The sequence below is a fragment of the Ramlibacter sp. AN1015 genome, assembly GCF_037726105.1.
Classification (GTDB): Bacteria; Pseudomonadota; Gammaproteobacteria; order Burkholderiales; family Burkholderiaceae_C; genus Ramlibacter.
The window spans coordinates 299,428-318,403 of record NZ_JBBJUM010000001.1 but is presented as its reverse complement, the minus strand read 5'-3'; the positions used below and the strand labels follow the sequence as shown (position 1 = coordinate 318,403).

The following is an 18,976-nucleotide window of genomic DNA, read 5'->3' as shown; positions in this document are numbered from 1 at the left end:
GCCGTGCGTCGTCGCCAACTCAGCCGCCGCTCTCCAGCGTCTGAGCCTTCCCGCGGCCCCTCCCCAGCACCTCCAGCAATTGAGGCAAGGCCGCCGACAGCGCGGGCTTGAGCGTGTGCGGCGGGTTGATGACGAACATGCCGCTCGCCGTCAATCCGGGGCGCCGGCGCTCCTCGAGGCCGACCGGGTCCGGCTCTTCGCGCTGCCCGATCGCCAGGGTGGCATGCAGCCACGGCTTGCCGGCCTGGTTGGCGAGTGTCTTCAGGCGCCGCGGCACGTCGTGCGCTTCGGGCCGCGGAATGATGGGGTACCACACTGCGTACGTGCCGGTGGAAAAGCGCTTCAGACTGTCCTGCAGGCACGCCACTACCTTGGCGTAGTCGCTCTTGATTTCGTAGCTCGGATCGATCAGCACCAGCGCCCGGCGCGAAGGCGGGGGCAGCAGCGCCTTGAGCGCCTCGAAGCCGTCCTGTCGCGCCACGCTGACCTGGCGGCCCGCCTCGAGCTGCGCCACGTGGGCGACGAGCGCCTGGCTGTCGGTCGGGTGCAGCTCGAACAGCTTGAGCCGGTCGCGCGCCTCCTGGCGCAGCAGCGGCTGGATGACGAAGGGGGAGCCGGGGTACAGCTTGAGAGCGCCGCTGCGGTTCACGCCGCGCACGGCCTCGAGGTAGTCCGTGATGGCCGGTGCAGGCTCCGCCAGCGTGGCGTCCACCAGCTTGAGAATGCCGTCCGCGGCCTCGCCGGAGGTGCGCGCGTAGTCGTCGTCCAGCCGGTACAGACCGGCGCCGGCGTGGGTATCGACCACCAGCAGCGGTGCGGGCTTTTGCGTGAGGTGCTTGACGATCCCGATCAGCACCAGGTGCTTGAGCACGTCGGCATGGTTGCCGGCGTGGAAGGCGTGTCGGTAACTGAACATGCGGGGATGGTAAACCCCCGGCTTGGCCACCGGGCTTGCGGCTTCGTATAATCGCGGGCTCTGCAGCGCCTTGCGGCCCCGCGGCAGATGACAGAAACCCCACCTAAGAGGTCTCCAGCAGAGAGACACCGACCGTGGAAAAGGGCCCGTCAAACCACTTCCCCTGCAGGAAAACTCATGACCAAGACGTTCAGCGCGAAACCCGCTGACGTGACGCACGAGTGGTTTGTGATTGACGCCACCGACAAGGTGCTCGGAAGGATTGCCAGCGAAGCAGCCCTCCGTTTGCGCGGCAAACACAAGGCCATTTACACGCCTCACGTCGATACCGGCGACTACATCGTCGTCATCAACGCGGACAAGATCCGTGTCACCGGCTCCAAAGAGCTCAACAAGAAGTACTACCGCCACTCCGGCTTCCCCGGCGGCATCTACGAGACCAACTTCCGCGACATGCAGGCCCGGCATCCCGGCCGCGCGCTGGAGAAGGCCGTCAAGGGCATGCTGCCCAAGGGCCCCCTGGGCTATGCCATGGTCAAGAAGCTGAAGGTGTATGCCGGCGCCGAGCACCCGCACACCGCGCAGCAGCCCAAGGCGCTGGAAATCTAAGGAGCCGAGATGATTGGTGAATGGAACAACGGCACCGGCCGCCGCAAGAGCAGCGTCGCACGCGTGTTTCTGAAAAAGGGCAGCGGCAAGATCACGGTCAACGGCAAGGACATCGAAGAGTTCTTCGGCCGTCAGACCTCGATCATGATCGCCAAGCAGCCGCTGGTGCTGACCAACCATGTCGAGACCTTCGACATCCAGGTCAACGTGCACGGCGGTGGTGAATCCGGCCAGGCCGGCGCCGCCCGCCACGGCATCACCCGCGCGCTGATCGACTACGACGCAGCACTCAAGCCGGCGCTGTCGGCTGCCGGCTTCGTCACCCGCGACGCCCGCGAGGTCGAGCGCAAGAAGGTGGGCCTGCACTCCGCCCGCCGCCGCAAGCAGTTCAGCAAGCGCTGATCTCCTGTTGCAGCAGCCCTGCTGCTGTACAAGAAAGGCCGCCAGAGCCCCGCTCTGGCGGCCTTTTTCGTTGCAGGCGCCGGCGCGCAGCAAGCTCAGCGTTGTCCGACACGGCTGCTGGCTCGGCCGTGGTACAAAACGTGCCCGCCGTCCTCCAGGAGACCCGCATGTTCGGCAAGAAAGCACAACCGCCCATCAAGGGCTTGCTGGCACAGGGCTGCCGCATCACTGGCCAGCTTGAATTCACCGAAGGCATGCGCATCGACGGCAGCGTGGCCGGCGACATCCGCGCCGTGGCCGACCAGCCCAGCCTGCTGGTGATCTCCGAGTCGGCCGTGGTGGAAGGTGAGGTGGTTGCAGACCATGTCATCGTCAACGGCACCGTCCGCGGCCCGATCCGCGCAGCCGAGCTGCTGGAGTTGCAGCCGCGTGCGCGCGTCGAGGGCGACATGCACTATGGCGTGCTGGAGATCCATCAGGGTGCCAGCATCACGGGCCACCTCTGCCCGCTTCCGGGCGCCGAGGAAAAGCCCTTACTCAAATTGGCGGCAAACAACGGCTGAAGCCGAATACGCGCTGCGATTGGCCTACCATTGCGCGCTGGAACTCAAGGAAACACCAGGATGAGCGCAGTCGCCGAAACCCCCCAGACCGAAGAGATGCCCGCACCGCTGCTGTTCACCGACAGCGCAGCGGCCAAAGTGGCCGACCTGATCGCCGAGGAAGGCAACCCCGACCTCAAGCTGCGTGTGTTCGTGCAGGGCGGCGGATGTTCCGGCTTCCAGTACGGCTTCACCTTCGACGAGATCACCAACGACGACGACACCGTGATGTCGAAGAACGGTGTGTCGCTGCTGATCGATGCCATGAGCTATCAGTACCTGCTCGGCGCCGAGATCGACTACAAGGAAGATCTTCAGGGTGCGCAGTTCGTGATCAAGAATCCCAACGCCACGACCACCTGCGGCTGCGGATCCAGCTTCTCCGTCTGACCCATCCGGCGTAGGCCGGGCACACGCCGGCCGGCCTCAGGCCGGGTACAGACACCCCAACACACGGGCGCCTCGGGCGCCCGTGGTGCTTGTGAGGTCCAGCGGTACGTGCTCGACGAGGCGGCTCGCCAGCCAGGCGAACGCGGCCGCCTCGACCTGCAGGGGCGGCAGTCCACGGTCGGCGCTGGCGACCACCTCCGTGTTGGGCAGCAGGGCCGAGAGACGGCGCAGCAGGTGCAGGTTGTAGGCGCCGCCTCCGCAGACCACCAGTTCGGGAAGGCGCGGCGCCTGCCGGCGCACGGCGTCCGCGCAGCAGCGCGCCGTGAGTTCGGCCAGCGTGGCCTGCACATCGATCGGGGCGGCATCCGGCGCAGCGGCCGCCAGCCGCTCCTGCAGCCAGAGCGGATGAAACAGATCGCGCCCCGTGCTCTTGGGGGGCGGCCGCATGAAATAGGGCTCTGCGAGCAGCGCCGCGAGCAGATCGTCTCGAACGCAGCCCTGGGCCGCCCAGGTGCCTTCTGCGTCGAAGGCGTGACCGCGATGGCGCAGGCACCAGTGGTCCAGCAATGCGTTGCCAGGGCCGCAGTCGAAACCCAGCAAAACACCGTCGGGCTCGAGCACCGTGAGGTTCGAGATGCCGCCGATGTTCAGCACGCCCACGGTGCGGCCCGGCCGATTGAGCCAGGCACGGTGGAAGAAAGGGGCCAGCGGCGCGCCCTGCCCACCGGCGGCCACGTCGCGGCTGCGGAAGTCCGCGGCTACGGCGATGCCCGTGCGTTCGGCCAGCAGCGCGGGTTGCGCGAGCTGGATGGTGTAGCCGGTGCCGTCGAACTCCTGAGGGCGGTGTCGCACGGTCTGTCCGTGCGCACCGATGGCACGTACCTGTGCAGCGCGCAGCCCGGCGCGCTGCAGGAGGTCGAGCACCACCCCGGCGTAGACCTCCATGAGGGCATTGGCCGCCAGCGCGGCACGGTGCAACTCGTCGGATCCGGAGGCGTTCAGCGCCAGCAACTCGCTGCGCAACGCGCTGGGCATGTCGCGGCTGGCGTATGCGTGCACATGGATGGCGCCATCGGCGAAGTCGGCCAGCACGCCATCGACGCCGTCCAGCGAGGTGCCGGACATCAGGCCGGCATAGATCGCTGCCATGGCAAGCGGCGCCGGGGTGCTATTCGGCGCTGGCGACCTGCGCCACGCTGGCGGCCGCATCGAGCTTGAGCCGCATCGCCAGGGCCGCGCTCTGGAAGGCCGGCCGGGCATCGGCGGACAGCTTGACGCCCTCGCTCTTGCGGGCGACCACCAGCGGGTCCTGGTGCTCTCCGTTGACGCGGAATTCGAAGTGCAGGTGCGGCCCGGTGGCCCACCCGGTAGCGCCGACCGCGCCGACGCGCTGACCCTGGTTCACGCTCGCGCCCTTGCGGACATCGATGCGGCTCAGGTGGGCGTAGAAGGTGGTGTCGCTGGCGTTGTGGCGCACGACGACCACGTTGCCGAAGCCGCTTTGCCACCCGGCGAATTCCACCACGCCGTCACCCACGGTCCGCACCGGCGTGCCGGTGGGCGCGCCGTAATCCACACCCAGGTGCTTGCGCCACTGCTTGAGGATGGGATGGAAGCGCATCGAAAAGCCGCTGGTGACGCGCGAGAATTCCATTGGCGAGGCCAGATAGGCGCTTTGCAGGCTCGTGCCGTCCAGCGCGTAGTAGGCGCCTTTCTTGCCGGGCTGCTGGAACCACATGGCCGTGTGGGCCTTGCCGTCGTTGATGAACTCGACCGACAGCACCCGTCCGCTGCGCATGGGCTCGCCGTCGGCGGTCAGCACTTCGTAGACGACGTTGAACCAGTCGCCCTTGCGCAGCCCGCGGTGGAAATCGACGCGGCTGCCGAAGATGTCGGCAACCTGCGCCGCGATCTCTTCGGGGATGTTGGCCTCATCGACGGCGGCGAAGAGCGAACTGCGGATGACACCGCTGCCCAGCCGGGTCGAGGGCTGCAGCAGGCCGCTCTCGACACGCGTTGCCAGGTGCCCGTCGGGCGTGCGCTCCACCACGAGGCGGCGGAACTGGCCGTCCTCGTCGGCAGGCCAGCGCGCGATAAGTTTTTCGAGTCCGTGGCTGTCGTTGGCCTCTGCCGTGATCATGCGGCCGGGACGGCCCAGGATCTTGGTGCGAAACAGGGCGTCCTTGCGCAGATAGGCAGACGCGTCGGGGTCGTGCAGCCCGAGGCGGCCGAGCAGCGACTCGACGGAGTCGGTGGACCGCAGGAATTCGGTGCGGAACAGCCGCAGGGTATGGACTTCGAGCGCTTCGATCTGCGTCTGAATGGGCAGCGGCTCCACCCGCTCGACCACCTGGCGCACCGGCATGTCTGCCGGATCGGGCCCGAACGACGCCACCGCGAAAGCACCCCCGCCTCCGCCCAGAAGAAGAGCAGCAAGAACGGTCGTGATGTGGCGGGGGTGGCGGGCGAACACGTACGCCGCACGCGAGCGCATCTGATCGCCGAAAGCCATGAGTCGCTTGGTCAAACCGCGGGTCCTTACTGCGTTGTCTCGTTCGTGTGAAAAGACCGTCGAGGCGCTTTTGTTGTCGTGCGGGAGGCCGTCGGGCGCCAAAACCAGCGCATCTAGAATCCGACGCTTCCTCAATCCCGCGAGAGTATAGCCATCCTCGTGGTAGAGCTATTCAAAAAAGCGTTATGAATCAAGCCGTTGTAACGAAAAGCTTCGCAATGACTGATCGGACCCGCGAAGCACTGGCAGTCACCCTGCGCGGATGCGAGGAACTGCTGCCGCGGGACGAATGGCTTCAGAAGCTCGCGCGCAGCGAGGCGACCGGCGTGCCGCTGCGCATCAAGCTGGGACTGGACCCCACGGCGCCGGACATCCACGTCGGGCACACCGTCGTTCTCAACAAGATGCGGCAGCTGCAGGATCTGGGGCACACCGTCATCTTCCTGATCGGTGACTTCACCACGCTCATCGGCGATCCGTCGGGGCGCAACAGCACCCGGCCGCCGCTCACGGCCGAACAGATCCAGGCGAACGCCGATACGTACTACCGGCAGGCGAGCCTGGTGCTGGATCCCGCACGGACCGAGATCCGCTACAACAGCGAGTGGTCCGACGCGCTCGGCGCGCGCGGCATGATCCAGCTCGCGGCCAAGTACACCGTGGCCCGCATGATGGAGCGCGACGACTTCCACAAGCGCTTCACCGAGGGGCGCAGCATCTCGGTGCACGAGTTCCTCTACCCGCTGATGCAGGGCTACGACTCGGTCGCCCTGCGCAGCGACCTCGAACTCGGCGGGACCGACCAGAAGTTCAACCTGCTCATGGGACGCCACCTGCAGCAGGAGTGGGGCCAGGAGCCGCAGTGCGTGCTGACGATGCCGCTGCTCGAAGGGCTCGACGGCGTGGACAAGATGTCCAAGAGCAAGAACAACTACATCGGCATCAGCGAGGATGCGAACACCATGTTCGCCAAGGTGATGTCGATCTCGGACACGCTCATGTGGCGCTGGTACACGCTCCTGAGCTTTCGCAGCGAGGCGGACATCGCCTCGCTGCGCGCCGAAGTCGAAGGCGGGCGCAACCCGCGCGACGCCAAGGCGATGCTGGCGCGCGAGATCACCGCGCGCTTCCACAGCGCCGCGGCCGCCGAAGCCGCCGAGCAGGACTTCGTCAAGCGCAGCCGCGGCGGCGTGCCCGACGAGATTCCCGAGGTTTCGCTCGGCGGGGCGCCGGTGGGTATTGCAGCGCTGTTGAAGCAGGCCGGCCTCGCGCCTTCTACTTCCGAAGCCAACCGCCTGATCGATGGTGGCGGCGTGCGCATCGACTCGTCGGTGGTCGGCGACAAGGGCCTGAAGCTCGCGGCCGGCACCTATGTGCTGCAGGTCGGCAAGCGCAAGTTCGCCCGGGTGACGCTGGCCTGAAGCCGGCACGGCGGCCGCGTCCACCCTGGCGATGCGTACCAACCCGCTCCAGCACTTCTCGCCGCGCGGCCTGCTGGTCGTCTCGATCGGCGTTGCGCTCCTCACGATCACGCTCAAGACCCTGGCCTGGTGGTTGACGGGTTCGGTCGGCCTGCTGTCCGACGCGATGGAGTCGCTGGTCAACCTGGGAAGCGCCGTCTTTGCGCTGGTCATGGTGACGGTGGCCCAGCGGCCGCCCGACAAGGAACACCCGTTCGGGCACCACAAGGCGGAGTATTTCTCTTCGGGTTTCGAAGGGCTGCTGATCATCGTGGCGGCGGCCGCGATCATCTGGGCGGCCGTGCTGCGGCTGGCACAGCCGCAGCCGCTCGAGCGCGTCGATTGGGGGCTCGGCTTGTCGGTGCTCAGCTCGGTGTTCAACGGCGCGTTGGCCTGGGTGCTGCTGCGCGCCGCGCGCGAGCACCGGTCCATCGCGCTGGAGGCCGACGGGCGCCACCTGGTCACCGACGTCTGGACCTCGGCCGGCGTCGTGGTGGGCGTCGCCGCCGTCGCCGCCACGGGGTGGCTGTGGCTAGATCCGCTGGTCGCCATCGGCGTGGCGCTGAACATCCTGCGCGAAGGCGTGTCGCTGGTGTGGCGCTCCTCGCATGGCCTGATGGACCACGCGCTCGAGCCGAAGGTGGTGCTCGAGATCCAGCGCACCCTGGGGCGTTTCGCGCAACCCGGCGTGCGCTTCGACCATGTCGCCACGCGACGTGCCGGCCAGCGTCGCTTCGTCGATCTGCACATGCACGTGCCGGCACACTGGACGCTCGGCCGCGCCGCCGAATTGCGCAACGGCGTCGAGCGCGCGCTCATGCAGGCGGTGCCGGGCCTGCGCGCCTCCATCCAGCTGCTGCCTACCGACGTCGAGGCGCATGCGCCCATGACGGCGCAACCCGAGGACGACGCGCCAGGCAAGCCGGAGGGTGCGCCGTGATCGCGGTGGCGCAGCGCGTGCGCGAAGCGCGAGTGCGTGTTGCCGATCGCACCGTCGGCGAAATCGGCGTCGGCCTGCTGGTGCTGGTGTGCGCCGAGCGCGGCGACACCGAGGCGCAGGCCGAGCGCCTGCTGGCCAAGCTGTTGAAGCTGCGCATCTTTGCGGATGCGGCGGGCAAGATGAACCGCAGCCTGCAGGACGTGCAGGGCGGACTGCTCCTGGTGAGCCAGTTCACGCTGGCGGCCGACACCTCCGGCGGCAACCGGCCGAGCTTCACGCAGGCGGCGGCGCCGGACGACGGGCGGCGACTGTACGACTACCTGGTCGCCATCGCCCGCACGGCCCATCCGCAGGTCGCGACAGGTGAGTTCGCCGCCGACATGCAGGTGCATCTGGTGAACGACGGCCCGGTGACGATCCCGCTGCGCATCGTGTGAGCCGATCGAAGAGGCTGTGCTTTGCCCGGCCTCTCGATCAGGGCGTCGCACGAGACCAGCCGCGCAAGGTCATGTCCGCCGTCACGCTGGCCTGCGGTCGATCCAGGCCGCGCCGCCGCCCTTGTTTCAGTACGGATTGGCGTAGCCCAGCGATTCCAGCAGCAGCACCTCCAGCGCCTCCATCGCCAGTGCGTCGGCCTCGCCGCGTTCGTGGTCCCAGCCCTGCGCGTGCAGCGTTCCGTGCACCAGCAGGTGCGCGTAGTGCGCTTCGAGGGTCTTGCCCTGCTCGCCGGCTTCGCGCGCGACGACCGGCGCGCACAGCACCAGGTCGCAGGCCAGCACCGGCACGCGGGTGTAGTCGAAGGTGAGCACGTTGGTGGCGTAGTCCTTGCCGCGGTACTGGCTGTTCATCGCGCGGCCCTCGTCCTCGCCCACCACGCGCACCGCGACTTCGGCCCCGGGCCGCTCCAGCGCATGGGACACCCAGCGCGCCACCCGCGCGCGCCGCAGCAGTGCGCGGTGCACCTCAGCGCCTTGGAAACGCCCGAACTGCAGACTCAGCTGAAGCCCGACGCTCATGCGGCTGCGCCCGCCGCCGCCGCCTTCTTGCGCGCGGCGTCGTAGGCATCGACGATGCGCGCGACCAGCGGGTGGCGCACCACGTCGGCACTGGTGAAGCGCGTGTGGGCGATGCCCTTGACCCGCTTGAGGATGTGCTCGGCTTCCACCAAGCCCGAGAGCTGGCCGCGGGGCAGGTCGATCTGGCTGATGTCGCCCGTGACCACGCACTTGCTGCCGAAGCCGATGCGGGTGAGGAACATCTTCATCTGCTCGGGCGTGGTGTTCTGCGCTTCGTCCAGGATGACGAAGGCGTTGTTCAGCGTGCGCCCGCGCATGAAGGCCAGGGGAGCGATCTCAAGCGCATTGCGTTCGAAGGCCTTGGTCACGCGCTCGAACCCCATCAGGTCGTAGAGGGCGTCGTAGAGCGGCCGCAGGTAGGGATCGACCTTCTGCGTCAGGTCCCCGGGCAGAAAGCCGAGCTTCTCGCCCGCCTCGACCGCGGGGCGCGTGAGCACGATGCGCTGCACGCTGCTGCGCTCGAGGGCATCCACCGCGCAGGCCACGGCGAGATAGGTCTTGCCGGTGCCCGCCGGGCCGATGCCGAAGGTGATGTCGTGCCCGGCAATGTTGTCGAGGTAGACACCCTGGTTCGGGGTGCGGGCCTTGAGATCGGTGCGGCGCGTGTGCAGCACCAGCGCGCCGTCGGGGTCCTCGGCCAGCGTCTGGTCGCCGGCCAGCATGAGCTGCAGGGTTTCCGGCGACACGGGCCGCGCGGCGATCTCGTACAGGGCTTGCAGCACTTCCAGCGCCCGCTGCGCCTTGGGCTTGGGGCCGTCCACCTTGAACTGCTCGTGGCGGTGCGCGATGGACACCTGCAAGGCCAGCTCGATGGTGCGCAGGTGTTCGTCGGCGGGACCGCACAGATTGGCCAGGCGCGTGTTGTTGGGGGGCGAGAAAGTGTGGCGGAGGATCAAGCTGATAATTCCCGGGGAGGACCCGCATGATAGGCAAACTGACCGGAACCCTGGCCGACAAGAACCCGCCGCAGGTGCTGCTGGAGTGCCACGGCGTCGGCTACGAGGTCGATGTGCCGATGAGCACCTTCTACAACCTGCCGGGCGTCGGCGACAAGGTCTCGCTGCTTACGCACTTCGTCGTGCGCGAAGACGCGCAGGTGCTCTACGGCTTCGGCACCGCGGGCGAACGCGAGGCCTTCCGGCAGCTCATCCGCATTTCGGGCGTCGGACCCCGCACCGCCTTGTCCGTGCTCTCCGGCATGAGCGTGTCCGACATCGCGCAGGCGGTGACGGCGCAGGACAGCGCCCGCCTGACCAAGGTGCCGGGCATCGGCAAGAAAACGGCCGAGCGCCTGCTGCTGGAGCTCAAGGGGCGCATCGGCGCCGACCTCGGCCCGGCCGCGCCCGGAGGGGTCAGCGATGCGCAGGCGGACATCCTGCAGGCCCTGCTGGCCCTCGGCTACAACGAGCGCGAGGCCGGCGCCGCGCTCAAGGCGCTGCCGCCCGGCGTCGGCGTGAGCGAGGGCATCAAGTCGGCGCTCAAGGCACTGGCCCGATAGAGCCGCTCAGCAGCACGCCTGGTCCGCTTGCAGCCACAATCCCCGCTTCAGTCAATGTGGCACAAGGGAAGAACATGAACAGCCTGATTCGCGCGGCCTGCCTGGGCCTGCTCGTCAGTGCACTGGCCGCCTGCGGCGGCGGCGGCGATGAACCGAGCGATCCCGGCAACGCACGCGGCAGCGATGCCAGCGGGCCCGTGATCGAGGGATACGACCTTGCTGCGCGGGCCGTACCCAAGAGCGCCGCCGCTCCCGCTGCCACGCCGGCCGGGGTTGCTGCGACCCCCGTGCGGCTCGAGGCCTTGCCCGAGGCCGCACGCACCGCGATGGCGGGGCGCACGCCGGCGTCCGGGCAGCGCAACCCGGTGCGCCAGATCGGGCAGGGCAGGGCGCTTGCCGCCACGGCGGACGTGCAGTCCACGGCGCGTCTGCTCAACTGGCAGCCGGCGCCGTCCGGCGGCACGGCGGCGGCAGCCCGTTTTCACTCGGAGGGCGCCACGGCGCTGCGACTGGGGCTGCGTGTCGAGCGCCTGCCGGACGCCGCCACGGTGCGGGTGTTCGCGCCCGACGGCAGCGACAGCGTCGCCTTCACGGGTGAGCAGGTGCGCCAGACCCTGGAGCGCAACGCCGCCGCCGGCTTCACCGGTGCGGTCGGGCGCACCTTCTGGCTGCCACCCGTCGGCGGCCCGGAGGCCGTGCTCGAGATCGAGCTGCCGGCGGGGGTTGCACCCCAGGAGGTGCAGGTGGCGGTGCCGCAGCTGTCTCACCTGTTCGTCGATCTCGCCCGCGGAAAGGACGCGTTCCTCAAGATCGGGGAGGCCGGCACCTGCAACCTCGACGCGAGTTGCGCGCCCACCTTGCAGGAAGAAACCCGGGCCGTGGCCCGGATGGAGTTCACCGGAAGCGACGGCGGCTCCTACTACTGCTCCGGCACGCTCATGGCCGACGTGCCCGCCAGCGGCACGCCCTGGTTCCTCAGCGCCGAGCACTGCGTCTCGGACCAGGCGTCCGCCTCGACCCTGGTCACCTACTGGTTCTACCGCTCGGCAAGCTGCAACAGCAGCCTGCTGAGCCCGCTGGCGACACGCGTGTTCGGCGGCGCGGAGCTGCTGTATGCCTCGGGCGAGACCGACACGTCCTTCATGCGCCTGCTGCGCAGCCCGCCCGCCGGCGTGCGATTCGCCGGCTCGCTGCTGGTCGCGCCGCCGGTGCAGGGCGCCGTGGCGGGGCTGCACCACCCGTTCGGCGACCTGCTCAAGTACAGCGCAGGCCTGATGGAGTCGTACGCCCGCTGCGACGGATTGCGGTGTGAGCCGCAAAGCAGTGCCAGCGGAGCACGGTTCCTGCGCGTGCGCTGGCAGAGCGGGACCACCGAGTTCGGCAGCAGTGGTTCGGCCCTGTTCGCGCCGCTGGGTGGGCGCCAGTACGTCGCTGGACAGTTGTTCGCCGGATTGGCCAGTTGCGCAGCCGATCGACGCTTCGAGCCCGACTACTATGGCCGCTTCGACCTGGCCTACCGGGCAAGGCTGAACGAGTGGCTCGGGACCCCTCCCGTCGCGCCCTGATGCGAGACCGCAGTCCGACCCCGCCATGAGCATCCAGACCGACGATTTCGCTCCCGCTCCAGCCGCTCCGCGTCGGGTCATGTCGCCGGCCCCGGCATCTCCGGCCGAGGAGGCGCTCGAGCGCGCGCTGCGGCCCAAGCTGCTGCAGGAGTACGTGGGCCAGGCCAAGATCCGCGAGCAGCTCGAGATCTTCATCGGCGCGGCTGCCCGGCGCGGCGAGGCGCTCGACCACGTGCTGCTGTTCGGGCCACCGGGGCTGGGAAAGACCACGCTGTCTCACATCATCGCGCACGAGCTCGGCGTCAACCTGCGCCAGACCTCCGGCCCGGTGCTGGAAAAGCCCAAGGACCTGGCGGCCCTGCTCACCAACCTAGAACGCAACGACGTCCTCTTCATCGACGAGATCCACCGCCTGTCGCCCGTGGTGGAGGAGATCCTCTACCCCGCGCTGGAGGACTACCAGATCGACATCATGATCGGCGAGGGGCCGGCGGCGCGCTCCATCAAGCTCGACCTGCAGCCCTTCACGCTGGTGGGCGCCACCACCCGCGCGGGCATGCTCACCAACCCGTTGCGCGACCGCTTCGGCATCGTCGCCCGGCTGGAGTTCTACACCCCCGAGGAGCTCGCGCGAATCGTCCAGCGCAGCGCCGGCCTGCTGGGCGCGCCCATGGACGAGGCCGGCGGCGCAGAAATCGCACGGCGCTCGCGCGGCACGCCGCGTATTGCCAACCGGCTGCTGCGGCGCGTGCGCGATTACGCCGAGGTCAAGGGCACCGGCCGCATCACCCAGGACATCGCCCAGAAGGCCCTGGTCATGCTCGACGTGGATCCGCAGGGATTCGACCTGATGGACCGCAAACTGCTGGAGGCGGTGGTGCACCGGTTCGACGGCGGCCCCGTGGGCCTGGACAACATCGCCGCCAGCATCGGCGAAGAGGCCGGCACCATCGAGGACGTGATCGAGCCCTACCTCATCCAGCAGGGCTACCTGCAGCGTACGCCGCGCGGCCGCGTTGCCACCGTGGCAGCGTGGCGCCACCTCGGGCTTACGCCGCCCCAGGCCAGCGGCGGCCTGTTCCCCGCGGGCGCCTGAGGAGCGGCGCCGTGGCGACCGCGGCCCTGCGCAAGCATCCGCTCGCATGGGCGCTGCTCGCGCTGGTGCTGGTTGCGCTGCTGGTGCTTGGCTGGCGCGTCCTGCGGCCGCCGCAGGTGGACGCGCTGCGCGTGCAGGCGGTGCCGCTGGTGCGCACCCTGCAGGTCTCGGCCCGGGTCGCCACCGACGCGCGCGTCGAGGTCGGCGCCACTGTCACCGGCCGGGTCGAGCGCGTGCTGGTGCAGGAGGGCGAGGCCGTGCGCGCCGGACAGCCGCTGGTGCAGCTCGAGCAGGACGAACTCCAGGCCGCTCTGGCGCAGGCAGAGGCTGCCCTCGTACAGGCGCAGGCACGCGTCGCCGGGCTGCGCGGCACGGGGCGCGACGCCCTTGCGGCTGCCGTGGCGCAGGCCGATGCGCAACTGCGCAGTGCGCGCGCCGAGCTGGCGCGCAACGAGCAGCTGGTGGCGCAGGGTTTCGTTTCTGCTGCCCGGCTGGACGAGTCGCGCCGCGCGGTCGATGTGGCGGCCGCCCAGCGGGCCGCGGCCGTGGCGCAGTCGCGAGCCACCGGCGACGGCGGCACCGATCTCGCGCAGGCGCAGGCCCAGGTCACGGTGGCGCGCGCCGCGGTGGACGCCGCCCGCGCACGGCTGGCGCAGACAAGTCTGGTGGCGCCAGCCGATGCCCGGGTGCTGGCCCGCCAGGTCGAGCCGGGCCAGATCGTGCAGCCGGGCCGCGCCTTGCTGCGGCTGGCCCTGGACGGCCCCCGCCAGCTGGTGGCGCAGGTCGATGAACGCTTTCTCGAGCAGCTGCGCATCGGACACCCGGCAAGCGCCGTGGCCGACGCCTACCCCGGCCAGCGCTTCTCCGCCCGGGTGGCCAGCCTGGCGCCGGCCGTCGATCCGCAGCGTGGCGCCATCGAGGTGAAGTTCGCGCTCGGGCCGCAGCCGCCGGACTTTCTGCGCGAAGACCTCACCGTCTCGGTGGAGGTCGAAACCGGCCGGCGCGAGCAGGCGCTGGTGCTGCCGCTCGCCGCGCTGCGCGGGCCCGACACGGTGTGGGTCGTGCAGGCCGGGCGGGTCGAGGAGCGCAGGCTGCGCATGGGCCTGCGCACGCTGGAGGCGGTGGAGGTGCTCGGCGGCCTGTCGCCGGGCGACCTGGTGCTGCTGGACGAGGCCCGCGTAGGCGCCCGGGTGCGCCCGCGGGAGCTGCCGTGGCAGCCGCGCGGCGAGCCGTCCGCTGCGGCGCCCGGCACGGGCGGCTCCGACCCGCTCGGATCGCTCGCGGGTGGCGCCGTTGGGCGCTGACTGGGGCACCGCATGACAGGCGCTCTCGGGATCGGATTCGAGCTGCGGGTGGCGCTGCGCTTCCTGCGCGAAGGCCGCATGCAGACGCTGCTGATCGTGGTCGGCGTCGCCGCCGGCGTCGCGGTCATCGCCTACATCTCGGCCCTCATCGCCGGCCTGCAGGGCAACACGCTGGCCAAGACGCTGGGCGCACAGGCCCATGTCACCCTGCGCGCGCCACGCGACGTGGTGCTGCCGGCGCTGCCGGACGAAGACGGCGTGCTGCGATTGAGCCAGTCGCAGGCGCGGGCGCAACGGCCCCGTTCGCTGCCCGACTGGCAGGCGCTGCTGCCGCTGCTGGAAGCCGAACCGGGCGTCGAGGCGGCTTCGCCGCTGGTCGCCGGCAGCGGCCTGGCACTGCGCGGCGAGGCCAGCCAGGCCGTCGCGCTCACCGGGGTGGACCTCGACCGCTACGACCGCATCGTCGGCCTGCGCAGCAAGGTGGTGCAGGGGCGTGCGCGCGTCGAGCCGGGTGAGGCCGTCCTGGGCCGCGAACTCGCGGAAGACCTCGGGCTGCAGGTCGGCGACCGCGTGGCGGTGCAGACCACGCAGGGCAGCGAGCTGCTGCGGGTCACGGCGCTGGTCGATCTGGGCGTGCGCGACCTCAACCGCCGCACCCTGATCGTGGGGCTGCGAACCGCGCAGAACCTGCTGGGCCTGCCGGGCGGCGCCACCGGCATCGACCTCGCCGTCGGCGATGTCTGGGCGGCGCAGCGCTTTGCGCAGGACCTGCGAAGGCGCTATGCGCTGCGCATCGAGAGCTGGCAGGAGAGCAACGCCCAGCTGGTGTCGGCGCTCAACGCGCAGTCGGTCTCGACGCTGCTGATCCGGGCGGTCGTGCTGGTGGTGGTGGTGCTGGGCATCGCCAGCGTGCTGGTGGTCTCGGTGGTGCAGAAGCGCCGCGAGATCGGGATCCTGCGCGCCATGGGGGCCACGAGGGGCCAGGTGCTGCGCCTGTTCCTGTTGCAGGGGGCCGTCGTGGGAGCGGCCGGATCGATCGCCGGACTCGCGCTCGCCTGGGGCATGGTGGCGGCGTTCGTGCGCTTTGTGCGGGGCGCCGACGGACGCCCGCTGTTCGACATCGCGCTGCAGCCCGGTACCGCGCTGCAGGTGGCGCTGATCGCGCTGGCCTGCGGCGTGCTGGCCGCCATCGTGCCGGCGCGTCGCGCCGCCGCGATGGACCCGGCGCAGGCCATCCGGCTCTGAGGCGGGCATGCAGGCAGGAGAGCCGCTGATCGAACTCGCGCAGGTGCGCAAACGCTACAACGTCGGCCAGCCCAGCGAGGTCGAGGTGTTGCACGGGGTGTCGCTGGCGCTGCGCACGCGCGAATTCGCGGCCCTCATCGGACCCTCCGGTTCGGGCAAGAGCACGCTGCTGAACGTGCTGGGCCTGCTGGAGCCCATGACCTCCGGCAGCTACCGCCTGCAGGGCCGCGAGGTGGCCGGGCTCGCCGACGACGCACTCACGCGCATGCGCCAGCGCACGCTCGGCTTCGTGTTCCAGTTCCACCACCTGCTGCCTGCATTCAGCGCGCTGGAGAACGTCACCCTGCCCGTGCTGGCGGCCGAAGGGCGGGTGCCGGCGCAGCAACTGACCCGGGCGCGCGAGCTGCTGGCGGCCGTGGGCTTGTCGGCTGCGATGGACAAGCGGCCGGCGCAGCTTTCGGGCGGCATGCAGCAGCGCGTCGCGATCGCGCGGGCCCTCGTGCTGCAGCCGGCGCTGGTGCTGGCCGACGAGCCCACCGGAAACCTGGACACCGCCACCTCCGACGAAGTGTTCACGCTGCTGCGGCGAATCCACCACGAGCGCGGGACCTCGTTCATCGTGGTCACCCACGATCCGCGGCTCGCCGCGCGCTGCGACCGTGTGATCGAGCTGGTGGACGGACAGGTGGCCCGCGACGAGGCAGTGCCGACCGCGGCTTGAAGGCGCGAACCAGCTCGCCGCTCAGCGCGTCGGCCAGACCGTGCCGTTGTCGTTCAGGATGGCATCCAGCGGCACGTCGTGCGGCTCCGGGTTGAGGTCGGGCACGAAGGCATTCGTGTAACCGAGGCCCGCGGTGAACGGGCGCGGCGACAGCTCGGCGAGCGTGCGGTCGTAGAAGCCGCCGCCGTAGCCGAGGCGAAAGCCGCCCGGCCCGTAGCCGACGCAGGGCACGAAGAGCAGGGTAGGCACCACCACCTCGGTGTCGCGCGGCTTCGGAATGCCGTAGGCATCCTCCTCCATCGGACAGCCCGGATACCAGGCGTGAAATTTAAGCGTCCGGTGCTGTTTATCGACGACAGGCAGGCCGATGCGCCGGCGCTGCGGCTCGTCGAGCAATTCGCCGTCTTCCTTCCATCGGTGCAGCGCCGGAAGGGGATCGAATTCGCCCTTGATCGGCCAATAGGCGCCGATCACCACGTCGGGCCGGCCCACCAGCCAGATGCGCATGACGCGCTGCAGCCGCTCGGCGCGCGCGAGACGGTCCGGAAGGTCCATCCGCGCCTGCAACAGGCGCTGGCGCAAGGCTTTTTTGTCGTCCGACTTGTCCATAATCGCCTGATGAAGTTCCGATCGATTCTGACACTGATCGCGGCGCTCCTCGCCGGGTCGGTGCAGGCACAAGTGCGCGCAGAAACCGGCTCGCCGGCCGACGAGGTCCTGGTCGAGATGGGTCAGGCCTATCGCCAGAACAAGCAGGTGCGGCTCACGCAGTTGCTGCCGCAGGCGCGGGGCCACCTGCTCGAGCCCTGGGCCGCCTACTGGGAGCTTCGAGCGCGGCTCGATACGGCGCAGCCGCAGGAGGTCCAGGACTTTCTCACGCGCTACGCAGGCACCTACCAGGAGGACCGGCTGCGCAACGACTGGCTGCTGCTGCTCGGCCAGCGCCGCGAGTGGACTGCGTTTTCCGACGAGCTCCCGCGTTTTCGCATGAAGGACGACAGCCAGGTGCGCTGCTACGCGCTGCTGGTGCAGCACCTGCGCGAGGGCGCCACCCCCGCCATGGTCGAGGAGCTGCGGCGGCTGTGGTACGCACAGCGCGACGCCGAGGACGCCTGCACCACCGCCGCGCGCGACCTGTTCAGCGAGAGCCGCCGCGAGCCCGCGCGCCTCACGCCCCTGGACGTATGGCGCAAGGCCCGCCTGGCCATGGACGCCAACCGTCCGAGGGCCGTCGCGGCCGCCCTGGAGATCGTTGCGCCCGATGCCCTCGGGCAGTTGCGCCAGGTCCAGGCCAGCCCGGCGAAATACCTGGGCTCCAAGGTCGTGGCCGGCACGCGCACGCCCAAGGAGCTGGTCACGCTGGCACTGATCCGCCTGTCCGACACCGACCTCGAAGCGGCCGTTCGCGCACTCGACACCAAGTGGGAGCCGATGCTCACGCCCGAGGAGCGCGACTGGCTCTGGGGCGTGATCGGCCGGCGCGCGGCGCAGCGCCTGTCCACCGATGCGCTGGGCTACTTCGCGCGCGTCAAGCGCGACGAGCACCTCACCGACGACATGCTGGCGTGGAAGGCGCGCGCCGCACTGCGAACCGCCGGCGGCCCCGACTGGAAAGCGCTGCGTGCCGCCGTCGCGGCCATGAGCCCCAAGGCGCAGCGCGATGCCACCTGGCTGTACTGGCAGGCACGCGCGCTGCTGGCGGGCAAGCGCGAGGAAGACATCGCAGCGGGCCGCCTGCTGATGCAGTCCATCGCCGCGCCCGACGGCTTCTACGAGCAGCTCGCGATGGAGGAGCTCGGCATGGGCATCGCCCCACCGGCACCACCGGCACCGCTGACCGCGGCCGAACGCGACGCGGCCCGGCAGAACATCGGCCTGCAGCGGGCACTGCAGGCGTTCGCCCTGGGGCTGCGCTCGGAGGCGGTGCGCGAGTGGAACTACACCACCAACATGCACACGCCCGGCGGCATGGCCGACCGCGAACTGCTCGCCGCAGCGCAGCTCGCGTGTGAGCGCGAGGTCTGGGACCGCTGCATCAACACGAGCGAGCGCACCAAGGACAGCTTCGATGCGGCGCAGCGCTATCCGATGCCCTTTCGCGATGCGGTGGTGCAGCGCACCGGCGAGATCCAGCTCGATCCGGCGTATGTCTACGGCCTGATCCGCCAGGAGAGCCGCTTCATCACCAATGCGCAGTCGCACGTCGGCGCCTCGGGCCTGATGCAGGTCATGCCGGCCACCGCGCGGTGGACTGCCCGCAAGCTGGGCATGTCGGGCTTCAAACCCGACCAGATCAATGACCGCGACACCAACATCGCCATCGGCACCGGCTACCTCAAGCTCGTGCTGGACGATTTCAACGGCTCGCTGCCGCTGGCGGCTGCCGCCTACAACGCCGGCCCGGGTCGCCCGCGCGCCTGGCGCAACGGCCCGGTGATCGAGGCCGCTGCCTGGGCCGAGAACGTGCCGTTCCACGAGACCCGCGACTACGTGAAGAAGGTGCTCGCGAACACCACGCTGTACGCGGCCATCCTCACCGGCAAGCCGCAGTCGCTGAAGGCGCGCCTGGGGACCGTGGGGCCGCGCGAAGTCAGCGAGGCGCAGCCGAACGGCGAACTGCCGTAAGCGGCGCGACGGGCG

The 18,976-nt window shown here is 69.8% G+C and carries 20 protein-coding genes; 14 read left to right on the top strand and 6 right to left on the bottom strand.

Annotated features, from left to right (window positions below; genetic code table 11):
* Positions 1–19: 19 nt before the first annotated feature.
* Positions 20–916 (bottom strand): 23S rRNA (adenine(2030)-N(6))-methyltransferase RlmJ, encoded by an 897-nt coding sequence (locus tag WG922_RS01560; RefSeq protein WP_340280146.1) that lies wholly within the window; start codon positions 914–916, stop codon positions 20–22.
* 177 nt (positions 917–1,093) lie between these two features.
* Between WG922_RS01560 and rplM the strand changes: the two genes are divergently transcribed.
* The 4 genes from rplM (at position 1,094) to erpA (ending at position 2,919) form a co-directional block, all read left to right on the top strand.
* Positions 1,094–1,525 carry a 50S ribosomal protein L13 gene (gene rplM, locus WG922_RS01555; RefSeq protein ID WP_340280145.1) on the top strand — a complete coding sequence of 144 codons (432 nt, stop codon included), beginning with the start codon at positions 1,094–1,096 and terminating at the stop codon, positions 1,523–1,525.
* A 9-nt stretch (positions 1,526–1,534) separates the two neighbouring features.
* Positions 1,535–1,927, top strand: a complete 393-nt coding sequence (gene rpsI, locus WG922_RS01550; RefSeq protein WP_340280143.1) for a 30S ribosomal protein S9 — start codon at positions 1,535–1,537, stop codon at positions 1,925–1,927.
* 167 nt (positions 1,928–2,094) lie between these two features.
* Complete coding sequence (locus WG922_RS01545) at positions 2,095–2,490, top strand: bactofilin family protein (RefSeq protein ID WP_340280480.1); 396 nt, start codon at positions 2,095–2,097, stop codon at positions 2,488–2,490.
* A gap of 60 nt (positions 2,491–2,550) precedes the next feature.
* A complete protein-coding gene (gene erpA / locus WG922_RS01540) occupies positions 2,551–2,919 on the top strand; it encodes an iron-sulfur cluster insertion protein ErpA (RefSeq protein WP_340280142.1) in 369 nt (122 codons plus the stop codon).
* Positions 2,920–2,955: 36 nt separating this feature from the next.
* Here the strand turns inward: erpA and WG922_RS01535 are convergent, their stop codons facing one another.
* The gene (locus WG922_RS01535; protein ID WP_340280140.1) at positions 2,956–4,068 is read right to left on the bottom strand and encodes an anhydro-N-acetylmuramic acid kinase; all 1,113 of its coding nucleotides are present in this window, start codon (positions 4,066–4,068) and stop codon (positions 2,956–2,958) included.
* A 19-nt stretch (positions 4,069–4,087) separates the two neighbouring features.
* Entirely contained in the window at positions 4,088–5,431 is a 1,344-nt protein-coding gene (locus tag WG922_RS01530) for a M23 family metallopeptidase (RefSeq protein ID WP_445322784.1), read from the bottom strand.
* A 185-nt stretch (positions 5,432–5,616) separates the two neighbouring features.
* On the opposite strand from WG922_RS01530, the gene tyrS reads away from it, so the two are divergent.
* From tyrS to dtd, 3 genes are read left to right on the top strand one after another with little or no spacing between them, the layout of a single operon-like run.
* Positions 5,617–6,852, top strand: coding sequence for a tyrosine--tRNA ligase (gene tyrS / locus WG922_RS01525; RefSeq protein WP_340280138.1), 1,236 nt, complete (start codon positions 5,617–5,619; stop codon positions 6,850–6,852).
* A 31-nt stretch (positions 6,853–6,883) separates the two neighbouring features.
* Positions 6,884–7,831, top strand: coding sequence for a cation diffusion facilitator family transporter (locus WG922_RS01520; RefSeq protein WP_340280136.1), 948 nt, complete (start codon positions 6,884–6,886; stop codon positions 7,829–7,831).
* Positions 7,828–8,268 carry a D-aminoacyl-tRNA deacylase gene (dtd, locus tag WG922_RS01515; protein ID WP_340280134.1) on the top strand — a complete coding sequence of 147 codons (441 nt, stop codon included), beginning with the start codon at positions 7,828–7,830 and terminating at the stop codon, positions 8,266–8,268. Before WG922_RS01520 ends, dtd begins: the two co-directional genes overlap by 4 nt.
* A gap of 126 nt (positions 8,269–8,394) precedes the next feature.
* Here the strand turns inward: dtd and ybeY are convergent, their stop codons facing one another.
* Together ybeY and WG922_RS01505 are read right to left on the bottom strand one after the other, a co-directional pair.
* Positions 8,395–8,847, bottom strand: coding sequence for an rRNA maturation RNase YbeY (gene ybeY, locus WG922_RS01510; protein WP_340280132.1), 453 nt, complete (start codon positions 8,845–8,847; stop codon positions 8,395–8,397).
* Positions 8,844–9,803: a PhoH family protein gene (locus WG922_RS01505; protein WP_340280130.1), complete on the bottom strand. Its 960-nt coding sequence runs from the start codon at positions 9,801–9,803 to the stop codon at positions 8,844–8,846. Before WG922_RS01505 ends, ybeY begins: the two co-directional genes overlap by 4 nt.
* A 26-nt stretch (positions 9,804–9,829) precedes the next feature.
* Between WG922_RS01505 and ruvA the strand changes: the two genes are divergently transcribed.
* The 6 genes from ruvA to WG922_RS01475 all read left to right on the top strand — a co-directional run bounded on the left by ruvA (position 9,830) and on the right by WG922_RS01475 (position 16,336).
* Positions 9,830–10,405, top strand: coding sequence for a Holliday junction branch migration protein RuvA (ruvA, locus tag WG922_RS01500; protein ID WP_340280128.1), 576 nt, complete (start codon positions 9,830–9,832; stop codon positions 10,403–10,405).
* A gap of 74 nt (positions 10,406–10,479) precedes the next feature.
* Positions 10,480–11,970, top strand: coding sequence for an endoproteinase ArgC (locus WG922_RS01495; RefSeq protein ID WP_340280127.1), 1,491 nt, complete (start codon positions 10,480–10,482; stop codon positions 11,968–11,970).
* A gap of 25 nt (positions 11,971–11,995) precedes the next feature.
* Positions 11,996–13,066, top strand: a complete 1,071-nt coding sequence (gene ruvB, locus WG922_RS01490) for a Holliday junction branch migration DNA helicase RuvB (protein WP_340280126.1) — start codon at positions 11,996–11,998, stop codon at positions 13,064–13,066.
* A gap of 11 nt (positions 13,067–13,077) precedes the next feature.
* On the top strand, positions 13,078–14,370 hold the full coding sequence (locus WG922_RS01485; protein ID WP_340280124.1) for an efflux RND transporter periplasmic adaptor subunit: 1,293 nt from the start codon (positions 13,078–13,080) through the stop codon (positions 14,368–14,370).
* Positions 14,371–14,382: 12 nt separating this feature from the next.
* Entirely contained in the window at positions 14,383–15,615 is a 1,233-nt protein-coding gene (locus WG922_RS01480) for an ABC transporter permease (protein WP_340280123.1), read from the top strand.
* Positions 15,616–15,622: 7 nt separating this feature from the next.
* The gene (locus tag WG922_RS01475) at positions 15,623–16,336 is read left to right on the top strand and encodes an ABC transporter ATP-binding protein (protein WP_340280122.1); all 714 of its coding nucleotides are present in this window, start codon (positions 15,623–15,625) and stop codon (positions 16,334–16,336) included.
* 21 nt (positions 16,337–16,357) lie between these two features.
* On the opposite strand, the gene WG922_RS01470 is transcribed toward WG922_RS01475, so the two are convergent.
* Positions 16,358–16,945 (bottom strand): 5-formyltetrahydrofolate cyclo-ligase, encoded by a 588-nt coding sequence (locus tag WG922_RS01470; protein WP_340280121.1) that lies wholly within the window; start codon positions 16,943–16,945, stop codon positions 16,358–16,360.
* Between the two features lie 9 nt (positions 16,946–16,954).
* On the opposite strand from WG922_RS01470, the gene WG922_RS01465 reads away from it, so the two are divergent.
* Positions 16,955–18,961, top strand: a complete 2,007-nt coding sequence (locus WG922_RS01465) for a lytic transglycosylase domain-containing protein (RefSeq protein WP_340280120.1) — start codon at positions 16,955–16,957, stop codon at positions 18,959–18,961.
* Positions 18,962–18,976: the final 15 nt, after the last annotated feature.